The 25,770-nt window shown below is 72.8% G+C and carries 20 protein-coding genes and 1 pseudogene; 11 read left to right on the top strand and 10 right to left on the bottom strand.

Features of this window, described 5'->3' with window-relative positions; all coding sequences use genetic code 11:
- The first annotated feature begins 114 nt into the window (after positions 1–114).
- On the top strand, positions 115–1,233 hold the full coding sequence (locus tag ACIBVL_RS07270) for an XdhC family protein (RefSeq protein ID WP_399093230.1): 1,119 nt from the start codon (positions 115–117) through the stop codon (positions 1,231–1,233).
- Between the two features lie 168 nt (positions 1,234–1,401).
- On the opposite strand, the gene ACIBVL_RS07275 is transcribed toward ACIBVL_RS07270, so the two are convergent.
- The gene (locus tag ACIBVL_RS07275) at positions 1,402–1,902 is read right to left on the bottom strand and encodes a metallophosphoesterase family protein (RefSeq protein WP_399093233.1); all 501 of its coding nucleotides are present in this window, start codon (positions 1,900–1,902) and stop codon (positions 1,402–1,404) included.
- A gap of 201 nt (positions 1,903–2,103) precedes the next feature.
- On the opposite strand from ACIBVL_RS07275, the gene ACIBVL_RS07280 reads away from it, so the two are divergent.
- A complete protein-coding gene (locus ACIBVL_RS07280) occupies positions 2,104–4,020 on the top strand; it encodes a glycosyltransferase family 2 protein (protein ID WP_399093236.1) in 1,917 nt (638 codons plus the stop codon).
- Between the two features lie 43 nt (positions 4,021–4,063).
- Here the strand turns inward: ACIBVL_RS07280 and ACIBVL_RS07285 are convergent, their stop codons facing one another.
- The 6 genes from ACIBVL_RS07285 to ACIBVL_RS07310 form a co-directional block, all read right to left on the bottom strand.
- The gene (locus ACIBVL_RS07285) at positions 4,064–4,870 is read right to left on the bottom strand and encodes a class I SAM-dependent methyltransferase (protein WP_399093239.1); all 807 of its coding nucleotides are present in this window, start codon (positions 4,868–4,870) and stop codon (positions 4,064–4,066) included.
- Positions 4,867–5,748 (bottom strand): dTDP-4-dehydrorhamnose reductase, encoded by an 882-nt coding sequence (rfbD, locus tag ACIBVL_RS07290; protein ID WP_399093242.1) that lies wholly within the window; start codon positions 5,746–5,748, stop codon positions 4,867–4,869. Before rfbD ends, ACIBVL_RS07285 begins: the two co-directional genes overlap by 4 nt.
- Positions 5,745–6,713 carry a dTDP-glucose 4,6-dehydratase gene (gene rfbB, locus ACIBVL_RS07295; protein WP_399093245.1) on the bottom strand — a complete coding sequence of 323 codons (969 nt, stop codon included), beginning with the start codon at positions 6,711–6,713 and terminating at the stop codon, positions 5,745–5,747. Before rfbB ends, rfbD begins: the two co-directional genes overlap by 4 nt.
- Positions 6,710–7,777: a glucose-1-phosphate thymidylyltransferase gene (locus tag ACIBVL_RS07300; protein ID WP_399093248.1), complete on the bottom strand. Its 1,068-nt coding sequence runs from the start codon at positions 7,775–7,777 to the stop codon at positions 6,710–6,712. Before ACIBVL_RS07300 ends, rfbB begins: the two co-directional genes overlap by 4 nt.
- 51 nt (positions 7,778–7,828) lie before the next feature.
- On the bottom strand, positions 7,829–8,029 hold the full coding sequence (locus ACIBVL_RS07305; RefSeq protein WP_399093251.1) for a hypothetical protein: 201 nt from the start codon (positions 8,027–8,029) through the stop codon (positions 7,829–7,831).
- Between the two features lie 94 nt (positions 8,030–8,123).
- Positions 8,124–10,586, bottom strand: coding sequence for a SpoIIE family protein phosphatase (locus ACIBVL_RS07310; protein ID WP_399093254.1), 2,463 nt, complete (start codon positions 10,584–10,586; stop codon positions 8,124–8,126).
- Between the two features lie 139 nt (positions 10,587–10,725).
- On the opposite strand from ACIBVL_RS07310, the gene ACIBVL_RS07315 reads away from it, so the two are divergent.
- Entirely contained in the window at positions 10,726–12,870 is a 2,145-nt protein-coding gene (locus tag ACIBVL_RS07315; RefSeq protein WP_399093257.1) for a SpoIIE family protein phosphatase, read from the top strand.
- Between the two features lie 47 nt (positions 12,871–12,917).
- Here the strand turns inward: ACIBVL_RS07315 and ACIBVL_RS07320 are convergent, their stop codons facing one another.
- Positions 12,918–14,417 carry a S1 family peptidase gene (locus tag ACIBVL_RS07320; RefSeq protein ID WP_399093260.1) on the bottom strand — a complete coding sequence of 500 codons (1,500 nt, stop codon included), beginning with the start codon at positions 14,415–14,417 and terminating at the stop codon, positions 12,918–12,920.
- 189 nt (positions 14,418–14,606) lie between these two features.
- Here ACIBVL_RS07320 and ACIBVL_RS07325 point away from each other — a divergent pair, with 189 nt between their 5' ends.
- The 5 genes from ACIBVL_RS07325 to ACIBVL_RS07345 all read left to right on the top strand — a co-directional run bounded on the left by ACIBVL_RS07325 (position 14,607) and on the right by ACIBVL_RS07345 (position 21,642).
- Positions 14,607–15,020, top strand: a complete 414-nt coding sequence (locus tag ACIBVL_RS07325; RefSeq protein ID WP_399093263.1) for a PaaI family thioesterase — start codon at positions 14,607–14,609, stop codon at positions 15,018–15,020.
- A 476-nt stretch (positions 15,021–15,496) separates the two neighbouring features.
- On the top strand, positions 15,497–15,712 hold the full coding sequence (locus ACIBVL_RS07330) for a type A2 lantipeptide (protein ID WP_399093266.1): 216 nt from the start codon (positions 15,497–15,499) through the stop codon (positions 15,710–15,712).
- Between the two features lie 86 nt (positions 15,713–15,798).
- A complete protein-coding gene (locus tag ACIBVL_RS07335; protein WP_399093269.1) occupies positions 15,799–16,605 on the top strand; it encodes an HlyD family efflux transporter periplasmic adaptor subunit in 807 nt (268 codons plus the stop codon).
- Positions 16,602–18,824 carry an NHLP family bacteriocin export ABC transporter peptidase/permease/ATPase subunit gene (locus ACIBVL_RS07340; RefSeq protein ID WP_399093272.1) on the top strand — a complete coding sequence of 741 codons (2,223 nt, stop codon included), beginning with the start codon at positions 16,602–16,604 and terminating at the stop codon, positions 18,822–18,824. The genes ACIBVL_RS07335 and ACIBVL_RS07340 overlap by 4 nt, the downstream gene beginning before the upstream one ends.
- A gap of 1 nt (position 18,825) precedes the next feature.
- Positions 18,826–21,642 (top strand): NHLP bacteriocin export ABC transporter permease/ATPase subunit, encoded by a 2,817-nt coding sequence (locus ACIBVL_RS07345; protein ID WP_399093275.1) that lies wholly within the window; start codon positions 18,826–18,828, stop codon positions 21,640–21,642.
- Here the strand turns inward: ACIBVL_RS07345 and ACIBVL_RS07350 are convergent, their stop codons facing one another.
- Both ACIBVL_RS07350 and ACIBVL_RS07355 read right to left on the bottom strand, forming a co-directional pair.
- A complete protein-coding gene (locus ACIBVL_RS07350) occupies positions 21,643–22,164 on the bottom strand; it encodes an SRPBCC family protein (RefSeq protein ID WP_399094815.1) in 522 nt (173 codons plus the stop codon).
- Between the two features lie 75 nt (positions 22,165–22,239).
- A pseudogene (locus ACIBVL_RS07355) lies at positions 22,240–22,755 on the bottom strand (VOC family protein); the annotation flags it as partial.
- Here ACIBVL_RS07355 and ACIBVL_RS07360 point away from each other — a divergent pair.
- The 3 genes from ACIBVL_RS07360 to ACIBVL_RS07370 all read left to right on the top strand — a co-directional run bounded on the left by ACIBVL_RS07360 (position 22,754) and on the right by ACIBVL_RS07370 (position 25,746).
- The gene (locus ACIBVL_RS07360; protein WP_399093278.1) at positions 22,754–24,256 is read left to right on the top strand and encodes an MFS transporter; all 1,503 of its coding nucleotides are present in this window, start codon (positions 22,754–22,756) and stop codon (positions 24,254–24,256) included. The pseudogene ACIBVL_RS07355 and the gene ACIBVL_RS07360 overlap by 2 nt on opposite strands.
- A gap of 111 nt (positions 24,257–24,367) precedes the next feature.
- On the top strand, positions 24,368–25,372 hold the full coding sequence (locus ACIBVL_RS07365) for a Ppx/GppA family phosphatase (protein ID WP_399093281.1): 1,005 nt from the start codon (positions 24,368–24,370) through the stop codon (positions 25,370–25,372).
- A 200-nt stretch (positions 25,373–25,572) separates the two neighbouring features.
- Positions 25,573–25,746, top strand: coding sequence for a hypothetical protein (locus tag ACIBVL_RS07370; protein WP_399093284.1), 174 nt, complete (start codon positions 25,573–25,575; stop codon positions 25,744–25,746).
- The last annotated feature ends 24 nt before the right edge of the window (positions 25,747–25,770 follow it).

The following is a 25,770-nucleotide window of genomic DNA, read 5'->3' on the forward strand; positions in this document are numbered from 1 at the left end:
CCTGCTGGGTGGACATGAACGATGTGCGCATCTCGGCTCCTGCGAAGTCGGGGAGTGGTACTCGCGCAGTGCAGCAGAAAGGCGAGCGGAGCGGCAACGGATTAACGTGCGAACGTGCGTGAGATTCTGCCGGTGCTGAACGGGTGGTACGCCGCCGGTGTGCCGTTCGGGCTCGCGACCGTGGTCGAGGTCAGCCGCAGCGCGCCGCGCGGTCCCGGCGCGTCGATGGCGGTGGGACCGCACGACGAGGTCGTGGGCAGTGTGTCGGGCGGCTGTGTGGAGGGCGCCGTCTTCGAGCTCGCCCAGGAGGCCGTGGCGAGCGGGGAGGCCCGGCTGGAGACCTTCGGCTACAGCGACGCGGACGCGTTCGCGGTCGGGCTGACCTGCGGCGGGGAGATCACGGTGCTGGTACGGCCCGTCGCGCCGGGCCGCGATCCCTCGTTCGGCGCGGTCGCCGCGTCGGTCGCGGGAGGCGAGCCGGTGACCACGGCGACGGTGACCGACGGCCCGGCGCCGCGCGGCGCCACGCTCGCGGTCTGGCCGGACCGGGTCGTCGGCACGCTCGGCAGCGAGGGTCTGGACGCGGCGGTCACGGCGGACGCGCGCGGTGAACTCGCTCTCGGCGTCACGGGCGTACGGCGCTACGGGCCGCGCGGGCAGCGGCGCGAGGACGCGGTCGCGGTGTTCCTGCACTCCTTCGCGCCGCCGCCGCGCATGCTGGTGTTCGGGGCGATCGACTACGCGGCGGCCGTGGCCCGGATCGGCGTCTTCCTCGGCTACCGGGTGACGGTGTGCGACGCGCGTCCGGCGTTCGCCACGCCGCGTCGCTTCCCGGAGGGCGTCGAGGTGGTCGTCGACTGGCCGCACCGCCGTCTGCGCGCCACGGACACCGACGAGCGCACCGTGATCTGCGTCCTCACCCACGACCCCAAGTTCGACGTGCCGCTCCTTCGGGAGGCGCTGCGCCGGCCGGCGGCGTACATCGGCGCGATGGGCAGCCGCCGCACCCACGACGACCGACGGCGACGGCTGGTGGAGGCCGGGCTGACCGAGCGCGAGCTGGCGCGGCTGCGCTCGCCGGTCGGCCTCGACCTCGGCGCCCGTACACCCGAGGAGGTGGCCGTGTCGGTGGCCGCCGAGATCGTCGCGCTGCGCTGGGGCGGCAGTGGTGCCCCGCTGACGGCGACAGCAGGGGCAATCCATGGTCAAATGCCCGAAATTCCGTCGATTTAGGGCGTGTGAGAGGGGAGGGGGCGGGGTAGTCGCCCCTTCAACGGACAGGCATGCATGTCCTGTGTCTCCGTGAGGGAAGGAGGTCCGTGAAGACACGCACACTCGCAGCAGCCGGGCCGCCTCCGACCGTTTCGGCCGGGAGCGGCCCGGTTCCTTGTGAGCGGGGCGTCAGCGCGGTGGCAGCCGGTGCAGGACGACGTCGGTGAGGCGGCCGTCGGCCACGGTGGCGGTCAGGTAGGTGCAGTGCGGCTGCCGACGGCGGTCGGTCGGGGAGCCGGGGTTGAGCAGGCGCAGTCCGCCGGGGGCGGTGGTGTCCCACGGGATGTGACTGTGCCCGAAGACGAGGACGTCGAGGTCGGGGAAGCGGGCGGCGCAGCGGGCCTCGCGGCCCTGGGCGGGGCCGGTCTCGTGGACGACCCCGAAGCGCAGCCCGCCCAGGTCGGCACGGGCGACCTCGGGCAGCCGGGCGCGCAGCTGCGGGCCGTCGTTGTTGCCGTACACGCCGATCAGCCGGTGGCTGCGGTCCTCCAGCAGGTCGAGGGTGGCCGCGTCCACCCAGTCCCCCGCGTGGACGACGACATCGGCGCGCGGAAGCTCCTCGAGCAGCGGGTCGGGGAGAGCCTTGGCGCGCTTGGGCAGATGGGTGTCGGACATCAGCAGCAGACGCACACGTCCAGGCTACGCGTGCCGCCCGCGACAGCGGCCCGTCCCCCGGCCGGGCGAAGGCGGTGGATCGGCCGGAGGCCCGCAATGGTGGGCAACGGCTGGTGAACGCTGGGGAACAGGACAGGTGGCCCGGCAGCGGCGGAGTTAGCATCGGGCCACGCGCATCCGCCCGACGGCGAAGATCAAAAGGGGGCCAGGAGCCCGATGCCGGTCAAGGTCAGCGTCATCGTGCCGGTCTACAACCCCGGCCCCTACATCGAGGACTGCATCGCGTCCCTGCTGAGGCAGTCGCTGCCGCCCGACGAGTACGAAGTGATCTTCGTCGACGACGGCTCCACCGACGCCACCCCGGCCCGCCTCGACGCGCTCGCCGCCGAGGACCCCCGGGTGCGCGTCGTCCACCAGGAGAACTCCGGCTGGGCGGGCAGGCCCCGCAACGTCGGTATCGACGCCGCCCGGGGCGAGTACGTCATGTTCGTCGACAACGACGACCACTTGGGCGACGAGGCCCTGGAGCGGATGTACGCGTACGGGGTGGCCAACGACGCCGACGTCGTCGTGGGGAAGATGGTCGGCCGCGGCCGCGGGGTGCCCGTGGAACTCTTCCGGACCAACCGGCCCAAGGCGAACGTCGAGAACGCGCCGCTGATCGACAGTCTCACCCCGCACAAGATGGTCCGCCGGGCGTTCCTGGAACACACCGGACTGCGCTTCCCCGAGGGGCGGCGCCGCCTGGAGGACCACGTCTTCGTCACCGAGGCCTATCTGCGCGCGGACAACGTCTCGGTGCTCAGCGACTACGTCTGCTACTACCACGTCCGGCGCGACGACGACGCGAACGCGGGCTTCCAGCGCTTCGACCCGGTCGGCTACTTCAAGAACCTCCGTGAGGCCCTGGACGTCGTCGAGAAGTACACCGAGCCGGGTCCGCTGCGCGACCGGCTGTTCCGGCGCTGGCTGCGCGTGGAGATGGTCGAACGCCTGCGTGGCAGGCGCTTCCTGAAGCTGCCCGAGGACTATCGCAAGGAGCTGTTCGACGAAATCCACGGGGTGGTCGTCGAGCGGTTCGGGCCGGGCGTGGCGGCACCCCTGCAGCCCACCCAGCGGGTGGTGGCCGCGCTGGTCACGGACGGGCGCTACGAGGATGTCGTCGCGTTCGCCGAGTGGGAGGCCGGTGTCGCGCTCACCGTGGACCCGGAGGACGTCCGCTGGGACGACGGCGTGCTGCGGATCGGGTTCGCCGCCGAGCTGACGCACGACGGCGGTCCGATGACGTTCCCGGCCGCCGGGGGCTCCCCGCGGTGGCCGCCGGCGGATGTCGGCGAGGCGGTGCGGTGGCTGGGCGAGGACACCGTCGGCCGGTTCGGGAAGGCGAAGCCGGACCTGCTGCTGCGCGACCGGGCCAGCGCGGCCCAGTACTTCCATCCGGTCGAGGTCGTCCGGGAGACGGTTCCGGCCGGGGACGGCAGCCGGGTACGGCTGGTGCTGCGGGGGACGGCGACCGTCGACCCCTCGGACCGCACGGTGCTGCCCGCCGACGGTCTGTGGGACGCGTACGTTCGGGTCGGCCTCGGCGGCTGGACGAAGGAGCTGCGGCTGGGCCCGGCGCCCCGCAACGACCGTCCCGCCCCGCCCGCCGGAGTCGTCGCGGGCCGCGTGGTGCTGCCGTACTGGACCGACAGGCATGCCAGTCTCGCGCTGGACGTCGACCGCGCGGGCAAGCGGCTGGGGCTCGGCCGGCTCGGGCCGGGGGACGTCACGGTCGCCGGCGAGCGGATCGGCGCGGACCTGCCGCTGTACGTGCCCGCGCGCACCGAGGCGCTGCTGCGGCTGACCGGGGCCGGCTCCCGGGACGTTCCCGCCGTGCTCTCCCCCGGCGGCCGGCTGGAGGCCTTGCTGCCCACCGCGGACCTCATGGGCCGCGCCTGGCGCACGGCGCTGTGCCTGACCCCGGGCGCGAAGGAGGCGCGCTTCCATCCGCTGTCCGTGGCGCTGCGGGTGGGAGCCGAGGGGGTGCGCGTGGTGCCGGCGCCCCGGCCGGGCGGCCTGCGGAGGCTGGCCCGCCGGGTACGCCGCACACTGCACCGGCTGCTCGGGCGGGGCACGGCCCGCGGGGGATGACGGCACGCCGTCGCCGGGGCACGCATCCCGGTGGGTCCGGGGCTCAGCGGCTGAGCGTCACCTGCTCCGCCAGCGCGCCGCGCAGCGCGCCCCACCCCCGGGACCGGGAGAGGCCGAGGTTGCGGGCGCGGACGAGGGGGCGCCAGAAGCCGGCCTCCAGCAGGGTCTCCGGCGGGACCGCCCGCACCCGGTCCAGGACCGTCTCGGGGACCTTCTGCGGGTCGGGCACGTCGAACTCGGCGAGGATCTCGTCGTACTTCTGGCGCAGCACCGGGTTGCGGGGGTCGGCGCCGAAGACGACGAGCTGGCCGGTGGGCTGGGTGTCGACGAGGACGGTGACCAGGTCCGGGCGGTAGCGGTCGAGGATCTCGGTGACCTTGTAGACGTCGCCGGCCCAGGCGCCGGTGTGGCGGTCGCGGGCCGCCTCGTCGACGTTGCGCGGCAGCATGTCGTCGAAGACGATCACGCTCGCCCAGTCGGAGTGCCGCTCGATGTTGATGAAGTCGCGCAGCGCGTACTCGAACAGGTGCATGCCGTCGATGAAGGAGAGGTCGAGGGTGGTGCGCCGCCAGTGGCCGAGGGGGTGGCGGCCGCGGCGCAGGTTGCGCCAGGGGTGGCGGCCGCCCTTGAGATGCTGGAGCGGGTTGGCGCGGGCGAAGAAGTCGTCGCTGGTGGCCTTCACCAGGTGCACGTCGCAGCGGATCTCGGTGGTCACCTTGAACGCGGGGTCGACGGCGATGCTCGGCACGCGGGACAGGCGCAGGCTTCGGCCGTCGTTGACCCCGATCTCCAGGTAGTTGCGGTTGGCGGTGACCTTGTGCAGTTCCCGCAGGAACTCGTGGCGTTTCACGAACGGACTCCTTGGGTCGCCTTGCGGATGAGGGGCAGTGCTGCGTGCAGGGCCGTGCGCCAGTCCCGCAGGGGGCCGAGGCCCGTCTCCCGCCAGCGGCCGTGGCCGAGCACGCTGTACGCGGGGCGCGGCGCGGCGCGGGGGAAGGCGTCGCTGGTGGTGGGGCGCACCCGGTCGGGGTCGGCGCCGATCTCCCGGAAGATCTCGCGGGCCAGTTCGTACCAGCTGGCCTCGCCGGCCGACGTGGTGTGGAAGACGCCCCTGGCGGTGCGGCCGGCCCTCGGCCCCAGGTCGGCGATGCGGGCGGCGACGTCCGCGCTCCAGGTGGGCTGGCCGCGCTGGTCGGCGACGACGTCGAGGGTGTCGCGGCGGGCCTCCAGATCGAGCATCGTACGGACGAAGCTGTGGCCGTGGACGCCGTACAGCCAGGCGGTGCGCAGGACGACGGAGGCTTCCGGGAGCTCGGCGCGGACGGCCCGTTCACCGGCGAGCTTGGTGCGGCCGTAGGCGGTGCGCGGGGCCGGGGGGTGGTCCTCCGGATAGGGGGCGGTGGCGTCCCCGGCGAAGACGTAGTCGGTGGAGACGTGGATCAGCCGGGCACCGTGCGCGGCGCAGGCCCGGGCGAGCAGTCGGGGGCCTTCGCCGTTGATCCGCAGGGCGCGGGGCTCGTCGGTCTCGGCGTCGTCGACCGCCGTATGGGCCGCGCAGTTGACGACGAGGTCGGGGCGGTGCGCGGCGAAGGCCCGGTCCACGGCCCCGGGGCGGGTGATGTCCAGGCCGGCGTGGTCGAGGCCGGTCACGTCCTCGCCTCGCCGGGCCAGTTCCTCGACGGTGTCGCGGCCGAGCATGCCGCCCGCTCCGGTGACGAGCCATCTCATACGCCGCGCGCTCCCCGCTTGAGGGGCTCCCACCAGTCTCGGTGGTCCCGGTACCAGGCGACGGTGTCGGCGAGGCCGGCTCCGAAGTCGTGGCGGGGCCGGTAGCCGAGCTCGGTGCGGGCCTTGGTCCAGTCGACGCTGTAGCGCAGGTCGTGGCCCTTGCGATCGGGCACGTGGTCGACCCGGTCCCAGCCGGCGCCGCAGGCGTCGAGGAGCAGGCCGGTCAGTTCACGGTTGCTCAGTTCGGTGCCGCCGCCGAGGTTGTAGACCTCGCCGGGGCGGCCCTTGCCGCGGACGAGGTCGACGCCTCGGCAGTGGTCCTCGACGTGCAGCCAGTCGCGTACGTTGCGTCCGTCGCCGTAGAGGGGGACGCGCTCGCCGTCGAGGAGGTTCGTCACGAAGAGGGGGACGACCTTCTCGGGGAACTGGTGCGGGCCGTAGTTGTTGGAGCAGCGCGTCACACGGACGTCCAGGCCGTGGGTGCGGTGGTAGGCGAGGGCGATCAGGTCGGAGGACGCCTTCGACGCGGAGTACGGGGAGTTGGGGGCGAGCGGATGGTCCTCGGGCCAGGAGCCGGTCGCGATGGAGCCGTACACCTCGTCGGTGGAGACGTGCACGAACGGGCCGACGCCGTGCCGCAGTGCCGCGTCCAGGAGGGTCTGGGTGCCGAGCACGTTGGTGCGGACGAAGGTCGCCGCTCCGTCGATGGAGCGGTCCACGTGGGACTCGGCGGCGAAGTGCACGACCTGGTCGGCGGCGGCCGTCAGCTTGTCGACGAGGTCGGCGTCGCAGATGTCGCCCTGCACGAACTCCAGGCGGGGGTGGCCGATGGGCAGGTTGGTGAGGGTGCCCGCGTAGGTGAGCTTGTCCAGGACGGTGATGTCCAGGGCGGTGTCGCGGGAGAGGAGGCCGCGGACGTACGTGGAGCCGATGAACCCGGCGGCTCCGGTGACGAGGAGGTTCATGTGTGGATCTGTACCTTGCTGTGATCGCCGAGTACCAGCCGGTGGGCGCTGGGTACCCCGGGCGCCGGAGTCACCTCGACGTGCCGGCCGATCAGGGAGTTCTCGACGCGGCCCACTCCGTCGATGGAGGAGTCGCGCAGCACGATGGAGAACTCCAGTTCGCTGTCGGTGATCCGGCAGTTCTCGGCCACGGAGGTGAAGGGGCCGATGTAGGAGTCGCGGACCTCGGTGCCCGCGCCGATGACGACGGGGCCGACGAGCCGCGAGTTGACGACCCGGGCGCCCGCCTCGACGACGACCCGGCCGACGGTCTCGGAGGCCTCGTCGACCTCTCCGTCGATCCGGCGGTCGAGGCCCTCCAGGACGGTCCGGTTGACCTCCAGCATGTCCACGACGTTCCCGGTGTCCTTCCAGTAGCCCTTGATGATCGTGGAGCGCACGTCGGCGCCCGCGTCGATCAGGTGCTGGATGGCGTGGGTGATCTCCAGCTCGCCGCGCCGGGACGGCCCGATGGCGCGTACGGCGGCGTGGATCGCCGGGGTGAACAGGTAGACGCCGACCAGGGCGAGGTCGCTCTTGGGCCGTTCGGGCTTCTCCTCCAGGCCGACGACCTGTCCGGTCGCGTCGAGTTCGGCGACGCCGAAGGCGCGGGCGTCGGGGACGCGGGTGAGGAGGATCTGGGCGGCGGGGCGGGTTCTGCGGAACTCGTCGACGAGGTCGGTGATGCCGCCGACGATGAAGTTGTCTCCCAGGTACATCACGAAGTCGTCGTCGCCGAGATAGTCGCGGGCGACGATGACCGCGTGGGCGAGGCCGAGGGGTCTCTCCTGCGGGATGTAGGTGATGTCGAGGCCGAAACGTGAGCCGTCGCCGACGGCGTCACGGATCTCGTCGGCCGTGTCGCCGACGATGACACCGACCTCGGTGACGCCCGCGGCGGCGATGGACTCCAGGCCGTAGAAGAGCACGGCCTTGTTGGCCACGGGGACGAGCTGTTTGGCCGATGTGTGGGTGATCGGCCTGAGTCGGGTACCGGCACCGCCGGACAGCACGAGAGCCTTCATCGCCTCACCTCGGCTCCCGGTGGTGCCCGGACGCCTAGCTAGTCGTGGTCACTAGTCCTCACCCCTGACGATGTTCCATTCCGGGCCGGAGCGCATCCCGGGCGGGGCGCCGGGAGTGACGACGGCGGGCAGGCAGGTGCGCAGGGCCCACAGGTCGTGGCGGAGCCGGCGGGCGCGGGCCCAGCCGGTCTCGGCCCGGCGGACGGCGGGTTTCTTCCCGGTGGACGACGGGGCGGGGGCGGACGGGGTCACAACGGTTCATCACCTTTCACATGGGCCCACGGAACTCTTCACGTGCAGCCACGGACGGCCGAGTACCCTGCTCACCCGCGCGGACACCCCGACCTCAGGGGTCCAGGGGAACCTCGGCCCACACCTGCTTGCCGCCGCTGACCGGCAGCGTGCCCCAGGCGGCGGACACGGCCTCCACGAGGAGGATGCCGCGTCCGCCGGTGGCGTCCCAGCCCAGCTGCGTGGGTTTGACGGGGGTGCGGGGCGAGGCGTCGGTGACGGCGACGCGCAGGCGGTGGCCGATCAGGGTGAGGTCGAGACGGACGGGGCCGTCGGTGTGCACCAGGGCGTTGGTGACGAGTTCGGAGACGACGAGCAGGGCCGTGTCCATGGCGTCCTCGGGCATGTCCCAGGAGCGCAGGCTGCGCCGGGTGAAGCGGCGGGCGTGCCGGGCCGCCTCGGGCACGCGCCAGACGGTCCAGCCCTCGCGCAGGGGCCTGACGGCCATGCCGTCGTAGCGCAGCAGAAGCAGGGCGATGTCGTCCTCGCGGTGGGCGCCGCGGAGCAGGGCGTCGGCGACGAGGCCCAGGTGGGCGGGGTCGGAGAGGGACAGTTCGTGGGCGAGCCGGTCCAGGCCGATGTCGATGTCGAGCTCGGCCGACTCGACCAGACCGTCCGTGGTCAGGGCGATGATCGTGCCCGGCAGCAGCCTCAGCGGGGTCATCGGGAACTCGGCGCGGTCCAGCACGCCGAGCGGCGGGCCGCCGTCGGCCTCGACGATCTCGGTTGCGCCGTCCGGGTGACGCAGCACCGGCGGCGGGTGTCCGGCGCGCACACACCAGGCCGTGCCGGCCTCCATGTCGACGTCGACGTAGCAGCAGGTGGCGAAGAGGTCGGTCTCCAGCTCCATCAGCAGCCGGTTGGCGTGGGCGACGACCACGTCCGGCGGATGGCCCTCGGCGGCGTAGGCGCGCAGGGCGGTGCGCATCGGGCCCATCAGGGTGGCGGCGGCCGTGCTGTGGCCCTGGACGTCGCCGATGACCAGGGCCACATGGTGGTCGGGCAGCGGGATCACGTCGTACCAGTCGCCGCCGACCTCCAGGCCCGCGGTGGCCGGCAGATAGCGGGCGACGGCGACCCCGCCGGGAAGCTCGGGCAGGCGGCGCGGGAGGAGCTGACGCTGGAGCATGCCGACGAGTTCGTGCTCGGCGTCGAAGGCGTGGGCGCGCAGCAGGGCCTGCCCGGCGAGACCGGCGGAGGCGGTGAGCAGGGCACGTTCCTCGGGGCCGAAGTCGTGCGGACTGTCCCAGCCGATCAGACAGGCCCCCGCCATCCGGCCCGCGGCGGGCAGCGGGAGCACGGCGAGGCCACCGGGGCCGACCTCGGCGAGCCCGGGTTCCAGTTCGGTGGCGCCGGCGGGCCAGATCCGGGCGCGGCCCTCGCGCAGCGCGGTGGCCAGGGTGGGCATGGAACGCACGGGCGCGTCGGGCCACTCGCCGCGCCACTCCGACCGCCACAGCTCGGGCCACGCCTCGGGTTGGGGCGGGTCGAGGACGGTGACGACGAGCCGTTCGTTCTCCAGCTCGGCGAGGGCGATCCGGTCGGCCCGCAGCGGCTCGCGCAGCGCGCTGACGACGGCGTGGCTGACGTCGCGGACTGTCCCGGCGGTGGCGAGCGCGGCGGCCAGACGCTGGACCCGGGCCACGTCGGTGACCTCGGCGCGCAGGGTGGAGGCGTCGGCGACGGTGCCGGCGAGCCGCGCCGGCCGGCCCTCCCTGCCGGGCACCAGCCGGCCGCGCAGCCGCAGCCACCGAGGCGGTCCGTCGGGCCGGAGCACCCGGAACTCCAGCTCGCGCTCGCCGATCGACATGTGGTCGGCCTCGACCACGGACATCAGCGAGGGCAGGTCCTCGGGGACGGTCCGGGCGAGCAGGGTCTCCACCCGGCCGTCGAACTGCTCCCGGTCCATGCCGAACAGCTCCAGGATCGCGTCGCCGACCTCGACGCGTCCGGTGTCCATGGCGAGACCGAAGGTGTCGGCCCTCGGTTCGCGGCCCTCCTCGGGAGGGGCCGGCGCGGGTGCGGCGAGGGCCTCCGCGACGCGTTCGAGGCAGCCGCGGTCGTCGCTGTCGAAGCCGCCCGGCCGCTCACTGACGGCGAGCAGACAACCGGCCTCGCCGTCGTGCACGGGCAGCACCGCAAGCTGGATGTCCCGGAAGGGCACCCGTCCGGCATCCGCGCACTCGGCGAGCCGGTCGGGGCCCAGCCACTGCGGGCGCCCGGTGCGGTGCGCCTCGGCGGCCGGGGAGTGCCCGGCCCCGGTCGCACCGGCCTGCACCGGGTAGCTCTCGCGCAGCCCGTACAGCGTCCCGGGGACCCCGGCCCACTCGGTGAGGCGGAGCAGGCCGTTGTCGCCGGGGCGGTACACGGCGGCGAGGGACGCGCCCGTGAAGACGAGCGCCTGTTCGAGGATCCGCCTGACCCGCTCCGATGCCACGGAATCCGACATGATCGTTTCGAGGGCGAGTTCGGCGCGCACGGGTCCCGTCCCGCGCGCCGCCGCACCCTCATTGACCACGTCCGCAATTACAGCGCTTGTGGGACGAGTGCGCAGCCCCTGTGGGCCCGGCCCCGCTCGCCGTGCGCGGTGGGTCGCCAAGGGGCAGATTTGGACCCTGGGAGTCCAAGGCGGCCGGCGGGGCGAGGAGGTGGTCGCCATGTCCGACGGACAGGAGTCGGGTCCGGCGCCGACGGCCGTACGGACGCCGGTCGACCGCCCCCTGCTGTCCCTGGCGCTGACCTCGATGATGGAGGCCGTCGGCGCGCATTCCGGCGCGGTCTACCTGGGCCCGGCCGAGGAGCCGGTGCTGCAGATGGCGGTGATGGCGGGGCTGCCGCGGGCGTTCGCGGCGCCCTGGGAGCGGGTGGGGCTGAGCGCCCCGATCCCGGTCGCGGAGGCGGTGCGCGAGCGGCGGCTGGTGTGGGTCGGCGGGGAGGAGGAGATGGCCCGCCGCTATCCGCGGATCGCGGTCGTCCTGCCGTACTCGTTCGCGCTGGCCGCGATGCCGGTGGCGACGGAGTCACGGGTGTACGGCGCGGTGTTCGTGACCTGGCCGGGCTCGCATCCGCCGGAGCTGTCCGAGGGCGAGCGCGAGCAGCTGACCTCGGCCTGTGGCCGGCTGGCGCGGCGGCTGGAGCGGGCGGCGGCGGAGAACCGCGCGCTGCGGGCCGAGTCCGATCTGGTGGACGCCGGGCCGATCGGCGGAATCTCGGGCACGCTCGGCACCGTGGAGGCGGCGCGGATGGTGGCCCGGCTGCCGTACGGGATGTGTTCCCTCGACGTCAGCGGGCGGGTGGGCTTCGCCAACGCCGCGGCGGCCGAGATGCTCGGGGTGCCGGTGAGCGGGCTGCTGGGGACGCATCTGTGGGCGTCGGTGCCCTGGCTCAACGACCCCTCCTACGAGGAGCGCTACCGGGCCGCGCTGCTCAGCCAGGACCCCGTGTCGTTCGTGGCGCTGCGACCGCCCTCGGACTGGCTGTCGTTCCGGCTGTATCCGAGCACCACCGGGATCAGCGTCCGGATCAGCCGGGCCCGGGGCGTGTCGGAGTTCGGCCCGTCCGTCCCGCGCTCGGGGGACGCCCCGACCCGGCTGGTGTCGATGTCGCAGGCGCTGAGCATGGCGGGGGCGCTGACCGAGACACGGAGCGTGCAGGACGTGGTGAGGCTGGTGGCGGACGAGATCGCGCCGGCCGTGGGCAGCCGGGCCCTGGTCCTGCTCGGGGCGCGGGCGGGGCGGCTGCGCGTGCTGGGCCACCACGGGTACCCCGACCCGCATGTCGTGGAGCGGTTCGACGGGATGCCGCTGTCCGCGCCGACCCCGGGCGCGCACGCCGTCGCCCACGGCGTCCCGGCGTTCTTCGAGTCCCGGCAGCACCTGGAGCACCTGTACCCGCTCCGGCACTCCGCTCCCGACGGCTTCGCGGCCTGGGCGTACCTGCCGCTGATCGCCTCCGGCCGCCCGGTGGGCGCCTGTGTCCTGGCGTACGCCGAACCGCACGTCTTCTCCACCCACGAGCGCGCGGTGCTGACCAGCCTGGCCGGGCTGATCGCACAGGCCCTGGACCGTGCGCTGCTGTACGACGTCAAGCACCAGCTCGCCCACGGGCTGCAGGCGGCCCTGCTCCCCCCTTCCCTGCCGCGGCTGCCCGGCATCGAGGCGACCGCCCGCTATCTGCCCGCCACACGGGGGATGGAGATCGGTGGCGACTTCTACGACCTGGTCCCCTCCCGGCCGCTCGCGGCGGCGGTGATCGGGGACGTCCAGGGCCACAACGTGACGGCGGCCGGGCTGATGGGGCAGCTCCGTACGGCCGTGCGGGCGTACACGGCCGTGGGGCAGGAGTCGGCGGAGGTCATGCGCAGCACCAACCGGCTGCTGATCGACCTGGGGTCCGAGCTGTTCGCCAGCTGTCTTTACCTGCGGCTGGATCCGGGGCGCGGGCGGGCGGTGATGGCGCGGGCCGGGCATCCCCCGCCGCTGCTGCGCCGGGCGGACGGACAGGTGCGGGTCCTCGACCTCGCGGGCGGGCCGCTGCTGGGCATCGACGGCTCGGCGACCTATCCGACGACGGAGGTCGAGCTCGGTCCCGGGTGTGTTCTCGCCCTGTACACGGACGGGCTGATCGAGTCGCCGGGGGTGGACATCGAGGACGCGGTCGCCGATCTGGGGCGGCGGCTGGGGGAGAGCGGCGGCCGTCCGCTGGAGGAGCTGGCCGACGAGCTGGTGGGGCCCCACGCGACGGCCGAGGAACGGCTCGACGACGTGGCGCTGCTGTTGCTGAGGGCGCGGGCGCAGACGTGAGCGGTCCGGCCCCCGCCGGAGGACCGGACCGCTCAGATACCGCTGGGTCAGTGCGACTCGGTCACACCGGAGCCGTCCTCCAGGCCGTTGCCGGACTGGTCCTGGCCGCCCGCGTTCTCGTCGGCACCGCCCTGAATGGCTTCGCCCGTCTTGTCGTCGACACCGTCGCCGTTCTCGTCCACGGCACCGGCACCGGCCTCGTCGCCGCCGCCCTGAATGGCTTCGCCCGTCTTGTCGTCGACACCGTCGCCGTTCTCGTCCACGGCACCGGCACCCGCACCGGCACCCGCACCGGCCTCGTCGCCGCCGCCCTGAATGGCTTCGCCCGTGTTGTCGTCGACACCGTCACCGTTCTCGTCCACGGCACCGGCACCCGCACCGGCCTCCTCGCCGCCGACCTGGTCGTCGGCGCCGATGCCGCCACCGCCGTCGCCGAGGGTCGCGCCGGTGGCCTCGAGAGCGGTGGTCACGGGCTGGAAGAAGGTCTCGCCGCCGGCGGTGCAGTCACCGCTGCCGCCGGAGGTCAGGCCTATCGCGAGGCCGTCCTGGGTGAACAGGGAGCCGCCGCTGTCGCCGGGCTCGGCGCAGACGTCGGTCTGGATGAGGCCCGTGACGGTGCCCTCGGGGTAGTTCACCGTGGCGTCGAGGCCGAGCACCGTGCCGTCGTTGAGGCCGGTGGTGCTGCCCATCCGGAAGACCTGGGTGCCGACCGTCGCGTCGGCGGCCTGGCTGATCGCGACGGTCTGCTGACCGACGTTCACCTCGCTGGGCGCTTGTGTGTTCGGGTCGTCGTACTTCACGAGTGCGAAGTCGCCGTCGCCGGGGAAGGTCGCCTGGTCGACGGTGGCGATCGGCTCGCCGTTCTCGGAGTCGGACCACTGCTCGGCCGCGACCCCGCAGTGACCGGCCGTCAGGAAGGCCGGCGAACCGTCGCTCGCGGTGACGTTGAAGCCGAGGGAGCAGCGTGCCCCGCCGCCGAAGATGGCGTCACCGCCGGAGACGAAGGGCTTGAAGGTGCCGGCCGACTTCTGGAGGGTCGCCATGCCCGAGCCGAGGGTCTTCACCGTCGACTCGACCTGGTCCCACTTGCTGCCGGTGACGGTGGAGTCGGCGGTGACGAGGATCTTGTTCGTCTTGGGGTCCACGGCCCACGCGGTGCCGGGGATGGTCGCGTCCGCCTTCAGCGTCTTGGCGGCGGCCTCGAGTTCCGCGGTGCTGTTCTCCACCTGGCGGACCTTGGCTCCGGCCTTCTTGGCCTGGACGATGACGTTGTTGTCGTCACCGGAGACGTTCACGACGTTCACCACGAGCTGCTGACCGTCGGAGTCGTAGTACGAGCCGGCGAAGGCTTCACCGAGCAGCTCCTGGAGCTGTGCGGCGAGGTCCGAGGCGTCGCCCGCCTTCAGGGCCTTCACCGAGGCGGCGTCGTTGGAGCCGCCGTCCTGGGAGGCGTTGGCCTGGGGAAGCAGGATGGCCGCCGCTCCGAGCGCCGCCACACCGCCGACCGCGATGATGGCCTTACGCTTCGTAACTCGCTTGTGACTCAAAAAACTCGACCTCCTGGGGGACGGGGTCTGGCTGCCGGTGGTCGGCAGCTCCGTACAGCGGCGCCTGGTTGGCCATGGGTACGCGGGGGGCACGCGATGCGTTCAATCGCGTTTGCCAACTTCCTTTGCGAAACACGGAATCGGCCATGACCCGCGTCTGACCCGACGGCCCGGGGAACAATCACCCATATGACGATGACGACCGCCGAAGCCGACAAGATCCTTTCCGCCAACTTCGCGCCCTGGGTGCTCGCTCTGGACCTGTCCGTCGAGAGCCTGGGCGAGGACCGGGCGTTGCTGCGTATTCCCTGGTCAGCGTCGCTGGCACGGGAGGGCGGAGGGCTGTCGGGGCAGGCCCTGATGGCGGCCGCTGACACGGCCACCGTGATCGCCGTGTCGGCAGCGCGGGGAGCCTTCGTCCCCATGACGACGGTGCAGCAGTCCACCTCGTTCCAGCGCGCGGTGGCTGATTCGGATGTCCTGATCGAAGCGGTCCTGACCAAGCTGGGCCGCCGGATGGCGTTCGCCGACATCACGATGACGGCCGTGCGGACGGGGGAACTGGCGGCGCGGGCGAGCACGGTCTACGCGCTGCTGGGCTGAGACCGAGCGCCCGCCCGCCGAATCGATACCGACGGTGACCGGCTACTGACGGGCCGTCCCGATCCCTGAGCGGAATCCCTGCTTCAGAGAATCTGCACATCGATTGCCCAACCGGGTCACCGCGAGCGGGGATTCTGCACAACTCGGCGGCACCGCCCACGCCATTGGGGCAGGAGTGTCGGATTCGCCGCGACGGCCCCCGCCGCTCATCCGAGCGAACCCGGCCCGAGGTGTGAAGGAGTCGGCGGCAACTCGTGCCCGCCCCTGCACGGTTCAACGCCCCTGTGACGCAAGTGCCCAGGTGGGACGGTTGGTTGATTGGCTGTGCCGACGGCAAACCTGCTTTGATCCATCGCACCGCAGGGCCCGTACGGCTCCCGGAGACGGGCGCCCAGAGCTCGCGGTCGCGGCCGTCGTCTGTCCCCAGAGGGGGCCGCTCCCCCTGATGAGAAATCCATGTGAAGGGAAGTTCCACCATGAACTCCACCCCCCAGGTTGAGACCGTCGAGATCTCCGACGCGGACCTCGACAACGTCTCCGGCGGTCTGTCCGTGAACGCGCTCGGCACCGTCACCGGCCTGGTGGACGGCGTCGCCCCCGTCTCCGGCCTGGTCGACACGGCCGTGGGCACCGTCGAGGGTGTCACCGGTCTGAACACCGCGCCGGTCACCAGCCTGGTCGCCGGTCTCTGATCGCACCCGGTGTGACCTTCTGAGTCCCGGAGCCGTCCCCCGGCTCCGGGACTCGTCGCAGTGCCCGAACCCCTCGAGAGAAGCCCGTGCAGTTCCGCCAACAGGCCCTCGCCAAACTCCAGTCGCCGGAGGAACTCGACCTCCCGGTGCGTTTCGCGCGCCCGCAGGGCTGGCTGGTGCTGTCCGTGACCGTGGTCGTCATGGCGGCCGCGTCCGTCTGGGCGGTGACCGGCTCGGTCGCGTCCACGGTGAGCGCGCCCGCCGTCCTCACCCACGGCGAGGGCAGCTACATCCTGCAGAGCCCCGCCGCCGGCCAGGTCACGGCGGTGCTCGCGAAGGAGGGCGAGCGGCTGCCCGCCGACTCCCCCGTGCTCAAGGTGCGGACGGCCGAGGGCGACGCCGTGGTGCGGACGGTCGCCGCGGGCCGGATCACCGCGCTCGCCGCCACCATCGGGCAGATCATCTCCACCGGCGCGAACGTCGCCTCCGTGGAGAAGGTCGCCGACGCCGACGACCCGCTGTACGCGACGGTGTACGTCCCGGCGGAGAACGCCGCGTCGATCCCCGCGGACGCGGCCGTCGACCTGACCGTGCAGACCGTGCCCTCCCAGGAGTTCGGCGTGCTGCGCGGCCATGTGAAGTCGGTGGACCGTACGGCCCAGTCGGCGCAGCAGATCGCCGCGTTCCTCGGCGACAGCCAGCTGGGGCGGCAGTTCACCGAGGACGGCCGTCCGGTGGCCGTGCTGGTCCGGCTCGACACGTCGGCGTCGACGAGGAGCGGCTACAGGTGGTCGTCGGCGGACGGACCGCCGTACCGGCTCACCTCCATGACTCTGGCCACGGGTTCTGTCCGGCTGGCCGATCAGCGTCCCGTCGATTGGCTGCTGCCGTGACCACCGCCGAGCAGACCCGGAGCAGGCGGCGGGCCGCACCGCCCCGGCGCACGGTCCCCAAGAGCCGCGCGAAGACCGTCCGTACACCCACCGTGCTCCAGATGGAGGCGGTGGAGTGCGGCGCCGCCTCCCTCGCGATGGTCCTCGGCCACTACGGCCGGTACGTCCCGCTGGAGGAGCTGCGTATCGCGTGCGGAGTCTCGCGCGACGGTTCCCGGGCGAGCAACCTGCTGAAGGCCGCGCGCGGTTACGGGCTGACGGCCAAGGGCATGCAGATGGACCTGGCGGCCCTCGCCGAGGTGAAGGCGCCCGCGATCCTCTTCTGGGAGTTCAACCACTACGTCGTCTACGACGGCATGGGCCGCCGCTTCGGCCGCCGGGGCGTGTTCGTCAACGACCCCGGCAAGGGCCGGCGTTTCGTGCCGATGGAGGACTTCGACGGCAGCTTCACCGGGGTCGTGCTGGTCCTGGAGCCGGGCGAGAGCTTCGAGCGGGGCGGGCGCAGGCCGGGCGTGCTGGGCTCGATGCCGGCCCGGCTTCGGGGCACCGCCGGCACCCTGCCCGCCGCCGTACTGGCGAGCCTGCTGCTGGTGCTGGTGGGCGCGGCGGTCCCGGCGCTGAGCCGCACCTACATCGACATGTTCCTGATCGGCGGTCAGACCTCGCTGCTGGAGGTGCTGTTCGCCTCGATGGCCACCTGCGTGGCCCTCACGGTCGCGCTGACCTGGCTCCAGCAGGCCAACCTCCACCACGGCCGGATCATCTCCTCCACCCTCTCCAGCGCCCGCTTCCTGCGCCATCTGCTGCGGCTGCCGGTGACGTTCTTCTCCCAGCGCAGCCCGGCCGACCTGGTGCAGCGCCTCCAGTCGAACGACGCGGTCGCCGAGACCCTCGCCCGCGATCTGGCTTCCGCGGGCGTGGACGCGGTGGTCGTCGTCCTGTACGCCGTCCTCCTCTACACCTACGACCCGCAGCTGACCTTCGTCGGCATCGGCGTGGCGCTGCTGAACGTCGTCGCGATGCGGATCGTGATCCGGCTGCGCGCGACCCGTACCGCGAAACTGCGCGCGGACAACGCGCGGCTCATCAACACGGCGTACACCGGGCTGCAGTTGATCGAGACGATGAAGGCGACCGGCGGTGAGGACGGCTACTTCCGCAAGTGGGCCGGGCAGCACGCGACCACGCTGGAGGAGCAGCAGCGGCTCGGGGTGCCGAGCGCCTGGCTGGGCGTGGTCGCGCCGACGCTCGCCTCGCTGAACAGCGCGCTGATCCTGTGGATCGGCGGGATGCGGGCGATCGAGGGTCATGTCTCGGTGGGTCTGCTGGTCGCCTTCCAGGCGCTGGTCACCCGGTTCACGGCCCCGCTGACCCGTCTGAACGGCGTCGCCGGCCGCATCCAGGACTTCGCGGCGGACGTGGCCCGGCTCAGGGACGTGGAGAACTTCCGTGCCGACCCGCTCTACGACCGCCCGGGCGGCGCCGACTCCACGCGCCGTCTGCAGGGTCACGTCGAACTGGAGAACATCTCCTTCGGCTACAGCCCCCTGGACAAGCCGCTGCTGTCCGGCTTCGACCTGACCGTCGGGCCGGGCCGGCAGGTGGCGCTGGTCGGCGGTTCGGGAAGCGGCAAGTCGACCGTGTCCCGGCTGATCTCGGGGCTCTACGCGCCCTGGGAGGGCGTGATCCGCATCGACGGACAGCGCCTGGAGGACATCCCGCGCGGGGCGCTGGCCTCCTCCGTCTCCTTCGTCGACCAGGAGGTGTTCCTCTTCGAGGGGACGGTCCGCGACAACGTGGCGCTGTGGGACCCGTCCGTCCCGGACGACGCCGTGACGGACGCGCTGCGGGACGCGGCGCTCTACGACGTCGTGATGCGCCGGCCCGGCGGCATCCACAGCAGGGTCGAGCAGGACGGCCGCAACTTCTCCGGCGGCCAGCGCCAACGCCTCGAGATCGCACGGGCGTTGGTGCGCCGGCCCAGCATCCTCGTCCTGGACGAGGTGACCAGCGCGCTGGACGCGGAGACCGAGCTGGTCGTCATGGACAACCTGCGCCGGCGGGGCTGCGCCTGCGTGGTGATCGCCCACCGGCTCAGCACGGTCCGCGACAGCGACGAGATCGTCGTCCTCCAGCACGGCACGATCGTGGAGCGCGGCCGGCACGAGGACCTCGTCGCGCGGGGCGGGGCGTACGCGGCACTGGTCAGGGAGCGGTGAGATGACAGCCGTACCGGAAGAGGACCACGTCCTCGCCGCACTCGGACGGATGGGCGCCCGCATCGACTGCGCGGGCTCCGGCCGGCTCGACCTGGAAGGCCCGCAGGTGCTGTGGCTGGTCGCGGCCGGGGCGCTGGACCTCTTCGCGGTGGACGCCGAACAGCAGGGCCACTGGCACCATTTGGGCCGTCTGGAGGCGGGAGCGCTCCTGCTCGGCCCGGTTGCCGGCCCCCAGCACACCCTTCTCGCCCGGCCGTTGCGCGACTGCGTGGTCCACCGCATCGGCCTGCGCGAGCTGTACCAGACCGCGAACACCCAGACCTGGTCCTACGACGAGTACGGCAACCCCCAGTACCTGCCGCCGGCGTCGAGCCCGCTGGAGTACGCGCTCGCCCTCGGGGTGGGCCGTGGTCTGTCCGTCCTCTTCCAGGCGCCGATGGCCACCGAGCGGCCCGCCGAGGTCACCGACGACGACGTCTTCTGGATGCAGGTGCCGCCCGGCAGCGTCCAGTACGGCTCGCTGTACGGCGCGGAGGCGGCCGCCGATCTGCTGATGGACCCGGCGGTGTGGCAGTCCATGGTGGACCAGCAGTACCGCCTGCTCACCACACTGGACCGCTGGATCGAGCAACTGGAGCGAACCCACGAGACGCGCGCGGCCGCCGGCATCAAGGCGGGCGAGGCCGTGCGAGCCCGGGCCGACCGGACCCTGCTCGCCTCGATCGGCGGGAAGTCGGGGCAGCGCACCACGTCCGCCGACGCGGACGCCACCTTCGCCGCGTGCAGGCTGGTCGCCGAGGCGGCCGGCATCACCCTCGCCGAACCCGCGCGGGCGGGCGCCGGCAACGACCGTCTGGACCCGGTCGAGCAGGTGGCCCTCGCCTCCCGGGTGCGCACCCGTGCCGTACGGCTCGAGGGGCGCTGGTGGCGGGACGACGTGGGCCCGCTGGTGGGTCACCGGGCGCTGTCGGGGGCGCCGGTCGCGCTGCTGTGGCGGCGTGGCGGTTATGCCGCCGTACACCCGGCGACCGGGCGGGAGACGCCGGTCGAGAAGGCGAACGCGGAGGAGTTCGAACCGCGGGCGGTCATGTTCTACCGGCCGCTGCCGGAGCGGCGGCCGAGTCCGCTCGGGCTGCTGCGGTTCAGCATGCGGGGCACGGGCGGCGATCTGGCGAACCTGCTGCTGAGCGGGCTGGTGACGGTGGCGATCGGGGCGCTGGTGCCGATCGCCACGGGCAGAGTGCTCGGCGAGTACGTGCCGAAGGCCCAGGAGGGGCTGATCGTGCAGGTGTGTCTGGCCGTGATGGTCAGCAGCGTGGTCGCGGCGGCGTTCACGCTGCTGCAGAACCTGACCATCCTGCGTCTGGAGGGCCGGATCGAGGCCACGCTGCAACCGGCGGTCTGGGACCGGCTGCTCAGGCTGCCGACGAAGTTCTTCGCCGAGCGGTCGACGGGCGAGCTGGCGAGCGCGGCCATGGGCGTCAGCGCGATCCGCCGGCTGCTGGCGGGGCTGGGCCCGTCCGTGGCGCAGTCGGTGACGGTCGGCGCGATGAATCTCGGCCTGCTGCTCTGGTACAGCGTCCCGATGGCGCTGGCCGCGATCGGCATGCTCGTCGTGATCGCCGGTGTGTTCCTGGGACTCGGCCTGTGGCAGGTGCGCCGGCAGCGGCAGCTCGTGGTGCTCTCCAACAAGCTGAACAACCAGGCGTTCCAGACCCTGCGCGGGCTGCCGAAGCTGCGGGTGGCGGCAGCCGAGAACTACGCGTACGCGGCCTGGGCGGAGCGGTTCGCGCACAGCCGTGAGCTCCAGCAGCGCCTCGGCCGGATCAAGAACCTCAACACGGTGCTGGGGGCGGTGTACCTGCCGTTGTGCTCCCTGCTGATGTTCATGCTGCTGGCAGGTCCGGCGCGGGGCGCGCTGTCGGCGGCGGACTTCCTCACCTTCAACACGTCGATGACGATGCTGCTGACCTCGGTCACCTCGTTGACCGGTGCCTTCGTGTCGGCGGTGGCCGCGCTGCCGCTGTTCGAGGAGATCCGGCCGGTGCTGGAGGCGACTCCCGAGGTCCGCACGGCGAGCACCCGCCCGGGTCCGCTCTCCGGCGCCCTTGAGGCCCGCCGGCTGTCGTTCCGCTATTCCGACGACGGCCCCCTCGTCCTCGACGACGTGAGCTTCGCGGTCCGGCCGGGCGAGTTCGTGGCGATCGTCGGTCCCAGCGGCTGCGGCAAGTCGACTCTGCTGCGCCTCCTGATCGGCTTCGACAGGCCGGTCTCGGGCAGTGTCCTCTACGACGGCCAGGACCTGGCGGCGCTGGATCAGTCGGCGGTGCGGCGGCAGTGCGGTGTCGTCCTCCAGCACGCCCAGCCGTTCACCGGCTCGATCCTGGACGTCATCTGCGGCACCGAGGCGTACTCGCCGGAGGAGGCGATGGCGGCCGCCGAGATGGCGGGGCTCGCGGAGGACATCAGGCGGATGCCGATGGGCCTGCACACCATCGTCTCCGGCGGCGGCGCGGTCTCCGGCGGCCAGCGCCAGCGGCTGATGATCGCGCAGGCGCTCATCCGCCGGCCGCGCATCCTCTTCTTCGACGAGGCGACCAGCGCCCTCGACAACGAGACCCAGCGCACGGTCATCGAGAGCACGCGCAAGCTGAACGCCACCCGTGTCGTCATCGCCCACCGTCTGTCGACGGTGATGGACGCCGACCGGGTCGTGGTGATGGAGAACGGCAGGATCGCCCAGCAGGGCCCGCCCGCCCAGCTCCTCGCGGACACCGGCGGACGGCTGCACGGGCTGGTGCGGCGGCAGCTGGCGTAGTCAGGTCCCGCCGGGCACCGGCGCACCGGACGGGAAGCCCGCCTCGACGTAGGCGCGGTAGTAGGTCTCCCACGACCGCGCTCCCCCGTCGGACGGCGCCGCCTGCCCGTCGCGCACCTGCGCGTCGAGGGCGGTCAGGCAGACCTCCCAGCCGGCGGCGTTGCGGGCGGCCGCGTCGGCGGACGCCAGGACGTTCGTGAGGGTGAGGCTGGTGCCGTTCTCGTCGGCCTCCAGGTCGAAGCGGAGTTCGTCGCCGCCCCACTCGAAGGACAGCCGGCTCAGGGCGTCCACGGCGAGTACCGTGCCGGTCGACTCCGGCATGTGGGGGTCGCCGCCGAACCTGATCGTGGCGCCGGGCCGCAGCTCCAGCTCGACCCGGGACGGGAACCAGTGGGCGAGTTCGGCGGGGTCGGTGACCAGTTGCCAGATCCGGCCCACGGGATGGGCGTAGGTGCGGGTGAAGCGGATGGCGGGGCGGCCGTCGTCCAGGGTGAGGCGGGTGCCGGTGAGGTCGGGCGACATCGCCGGCCGGCCGTGTCCCGCGGGGTCGGAGTGGTCCGCGCCGTGCTCCGTCCAGCTGTAGAGGTGCAGTTGGATGCCGTCGGGGTCGTCGAAGACGAGCAGCCGGCCGAAGGTGGCCTCGATGAGCGGGGAGTGCGGGACGCCGAGCGCGTCGAGGTGGGCGGCCCAGGCCTCGACGGCGGCGCGATCCCGGACGGCGAAGCTGACCGGGTCGAAGTTCCGGCAGCCGAGGGCCGCCTCCGGGTTGACCCGCAGGGCGAGCAGGGTGTCCCCGAGCCCCGGGACAGGGCCGCCGACTCCGCGCAGAACACCCTCGGCGTCGGGGAACTCGTGCGTGACCTTCCATCCGAACACCCGGCCGTACCAGTCGCGGGCCCGGTCGAGGTCGGTGACGGGGATCTTCACGTGATGGATTCCGGCGAGTTCCGGCATGACGTCCACGCTACGGCTCCGCCCCGCCCCCTCGCTAACGAAACTTTGCCGTTTCGCTGGAAGTGGTCTAACCTCGATGTGTACGAAACGGTTTCGTTTGCGGTTTCTTTGCCTTCCCTCTGCTCCTCCCGCACCAAACCCCCTGGAGTGGTTCCCCATGCCCTCGAAGATCTTGACGGGCGGCGCCCGAACAGGCGCCGACCAGGCGCCGCAGGCCGCCTCCACCAAGAAGTGGTGGATCCTCGCGGTCGTCGCCCTGGCCCAGCTGATGGTGGTCCTGGACGCGACCATCGTGAACATCGCCCTGCCCTCGGCCCAGGCCGACCTCGGCTTCTCCGACGGCAACCGGCAGTGGATCGTCACCGCGTACGCGCTGGCGTTCGCCTCCCTCCTGCTGCTCGGCGGCCGGACGGCGGACCTCTTCGGCCGCAAGACCACCTTCCTCGTGGGAGTCGTCGGCTTCGCCGCCGTCTCCGCGGTCGGCGGCGCCGCCACCAATTTCGAGATGCTGGTCACCGCCCGCGCCCTCCAGGGCGCCTTCGGCGCGTTGCTCGCGCCGGCCGCGCTCTCCCTGCTCAACACCACGTTCACCGACGCCAAGGAGCGCGCCAAGGCGTTCAGCGTCTACGGCGCCATCGCCGGCGCGGGCGGCGCGGTGGGCCTGCTGCTCGGCGGCGTCCTGACCGACGCCCTGGACTGGCGCTGGACCCTCTACGTCAACGTCGCCATCGCCGTGCTCGCCTTCGCGGGCGGCTGGATCCTGCTGACCAACCACCGCGACGCCCAGAACTCCAAGCTGGACGTCCCCGGCACCGTGCTGGTCGCCACCGGTCTCTTCGCCCTGGTGTACGGCTTCTCCAACGCCGAGACCCACGACTGGGGGTCGCCGCAGACCTGGGGCTTCCTGATCGCGGGCGGGGTGCTGCTGGTGGCGTTCACCTGGTGGCAGACGCGCGCCGCGCACCCGCTGCTGCCGCTGCGCATCCTGCTCGACCGCAACCGCGCGGCCTCCTTCCTCGCCGTCCTCATATCCGGCGCGGGCATGTTCGGTGTGTTCCTCTTCCTCACCTACTACCTGCAGCTCAACCTGGGCTTCAGCCCGACAAAAACCGGTGTGGCGTTCCTGCCGATGGTCGGCGCGCTGATGGTGACGGCGCAGATCGGCACGACGGTCCTGGTGCCCCGGATGGGTCCGAAGGCGGTCATCCCGCTGGGCTTCGCGATCGCCGCGGTCGGCATGGCCTGGCTGACCGGGATCGGCGTCGGCTCCCACTACGCCAGCGCGGTGCTGCCGCAGCTGGTCGTCACCGGCATCGGCCTGGGCCTGGTCATGCCGCCCGCCATGCAGATGGCCACCGGCGGGGTCGCCGCCGAGGACGCCGGCGTGGCGTCGGCGACGGTCAACGCGATGCAGCAGGTGGGCGGTTCGATCGGTACGGCGCTGCTGAACACCCTGGCCGCGGGCGCCGCGACCGACTACCTGGCCGGCCGGGACGCCTCCAGCAAGCTGGTCCAGGCGCAGGCGACCATCGAGAGCTACACCACCGCCTTCTGGTGGTCGGCGGGCCTCTTCGCGGCGGGCGCGCTGATCGCGTTCCTGCTCTTCCGCCGCGGGGTGCCGCAGCAGGACGCGGACGCCGCACCGGTCGTCCACATGTGACACGTCCGGGGAGCCGCACCGGGGAACGAGGGGCCGCCGTCCGTGGGGACGGCGGCCCCTCCTGCCCGTCGCGCAGCGTAGGGAAGCGTGCCTTTGGGTACTCGCCGGGCCATGAGAATCAGTGTGCTGGACGTGGGGTCGAACACCGTGCGGCTGGTGGTGGCGGACGTGGAGGGCGGGGTGCCACTGCCGGTCCACACGGCCAAGTGGCGGCTGAGGTTGTCCGAACAGGTGAGACCGGGCGCGCCGATCCCCGAGGAGGCCGTGGAACGTCTGGTGGCAGCGGTCACCGCGGCGGCCCGTACCGCGGACCGGTGGGGTGCGGCGGGCCCGCTGGCCTTCGCGACCGCCGTGGTGCGCGCCGCCCCCAACCGGCAGGAGGTGCTGCGCGCCGTCCGGACCCGGACAGGTGTCGCGCTGTGCACCCTGCCGGGCGAGCTGGAGGCCGAGCTGACCTTCCTCGGCGCGCGGCGCTGGATGGGCTGGCGGTCGGGTCCGCTGGCGATGCTGGACATCGGCGGCGGCTCGTTCGAGGTGGCCTTCGGGCGGGGCCGGCTGCCGGACTTCGTCGCCTCGCTGCCGCTCGGGGCCGGCCGGCTGACCCACGACTTCTTCGCGGGACAGGACCCGCCGTCCCCGGAGCAGGTCCGGGCGGTGCGGCGCCGGGTCCGCCACCAGCTCAGGGACGTGGCCGCCCGGATCCGCTGGGAGGGCCCGCGCACCGCGGTCGCCACCTCCCGCACGTTCCAGCAGCTGGGCCGGCTGTGCGGGGCCTCGCCCGGACGGCACGGTCCGTTCGTGGAGCGCACCCTGCACCGCCGTGACCTGGGTGCGGCGGTCGAGCGGCTGGCCGCGCTGCCCGCCGCGGAACGCGCCCGGCTGCCCGGTATCTCCGCGCCGCGCGCCGCACAGAGCCTCGCCGGGGCGGTGGTGGGGCACACGACGATGAAGCTGACCGGGCTGCGGACCGTCACCGTCTGCCCCTGGGCCATCCGCGAGGGCGTCATGCTGCGCCACATCGAGGACGGGGCGTCCTGGTGGGCGGAGGTGACCCGCCTCGCCGACGAGACCACGACCACCCCCGAACCGGTGCCGCTGCGCGTCGCGCGACACTAGAGGGCGTGTTCCGAAGGTCCCGTCCGGCCCGCGACGCCTGGCGCGGCGCCTCGCCGCGTTGCGGGGATCGTCCGCGTACGCCCCGTACGACGCCCGGTGCGCACGGCACCGGAGCGACGGGCCCCGCCCTCCGGGCGGACGACGCCGCTTTCGCCACACGCCCTGGACAGCAACGATGACGGAAACGTGAGGAGTCAGCCATGTCCGACGACCGCGAGCCCCCCGAGACCGCGCTCGAAGAGGTACTCAGGGAGATAGAGGACGCCGAGACCCGCGCGGACGATCCCGAGGACGAGCGGCGCCGCCGCCGGGGCGAGGCCGCCGAGGCCATCACCCCCAACCAGCGCGCCCAGGAGGAGTCCGAGGGCGACTGACGGACGGGTGGACCGGTGTCCCCG

Origin of the sequence: Streptomyces sp. NPDC049687 (assembly GCF_044465285.1) — a bacterium.
Classification (GTDB): domain Bacteria; phylum Actinomycetota; class Actinomycetes; order Streptomycetales; family Streptomycetaceae; genus Streptomyces.

Bases quoted from the DNA above. Each gene is read 5' to 3' on its own strand.
- ACIBVL_RS07280 (WP_399093236.1), top strand. From the start codon at position 2,104: ATGCCGGTCAAGGTCAGCGTCATCGTGCCGGTCTACAACCCCGGCCCC.
- rfbD (WP_399093242.1), bottom strand. From the start codon at position 5,748: ATGAGATGGCTCGTCACCGGAGCGGGCGGCATGCTCGGCCGCGACACC.
- rfbB (WP_399093245.1), bottom strand. From the start codon at position 6,713: ATGAACCTCCTCGTCACCGGAGCCGCCGGGTTCATCGGCTCCACGTAC.
- ACIBVL_RS07300 (WP_399093248.1), bottom strand. From the start codon at position 7,777: ATGAAGGCTCTCGTGCTGTCCGGCGGTGCCGGTACCCGACTCAGGCCG.
- ACIBVL_RS07315 (WP_399093257.1), top strand. From the start codon at position 10,726: ATGTCCGACGGACAGGAGTCGGGTCCGGCGCCGACGGCCGTACGGACG.
- ACIBVL_RS07325 (WP_399093263.1), top strand. From the start codon at position 14,607: ATGACGATGACGACCGCCGAAGCCGACAAGATCCTTTCCGCCAACTTC.
- ACIBVL_RS07330 (WP_399093266.1), top strand. From the start codon at position 15,497: ATGAACTCCACCCCCCAGGTTGAGACCGTCGAGATCTCCGACGCGGAC.
- ACIBVL_RS07345 (WP_399093275.1), top strand. From the start codon at position 18,826: ATGACAGCCGTACCGGAAGAGGACCACGTCCTCGCCGCACTCGGACGG.
- ACIBVL_RS07350 (WP_399094815.1), bottom strand. From the start codon at position 22,164: ATGTCGCCCGACCTCACCGGCACCCGCCTCACCCTGGACGACGGCCGC.
- ACIBVL_RS07360 (WP_399093278.1), top strand. From the start codon at position 22,754: ATGCCCTCGAAGATCTTGACGGGCGGCGCCCGAACAGGCGCCGACCAG.
- ACIBVL_RS07365 (WP_399093281.1), top strand. From the start codon at position 24,368: ATGAGAATCAGTGTGCTGGACGTGGGGTCGAACACCGTGCGGCTGGTG.
- ACIBVL_RS07370 (WP_399093284.1), top strand. From the start codon at position 25,573: ATGTCCGACGACCGCGAGCCCCCCGAGACCGCGCTCGAAGAGGTACTC.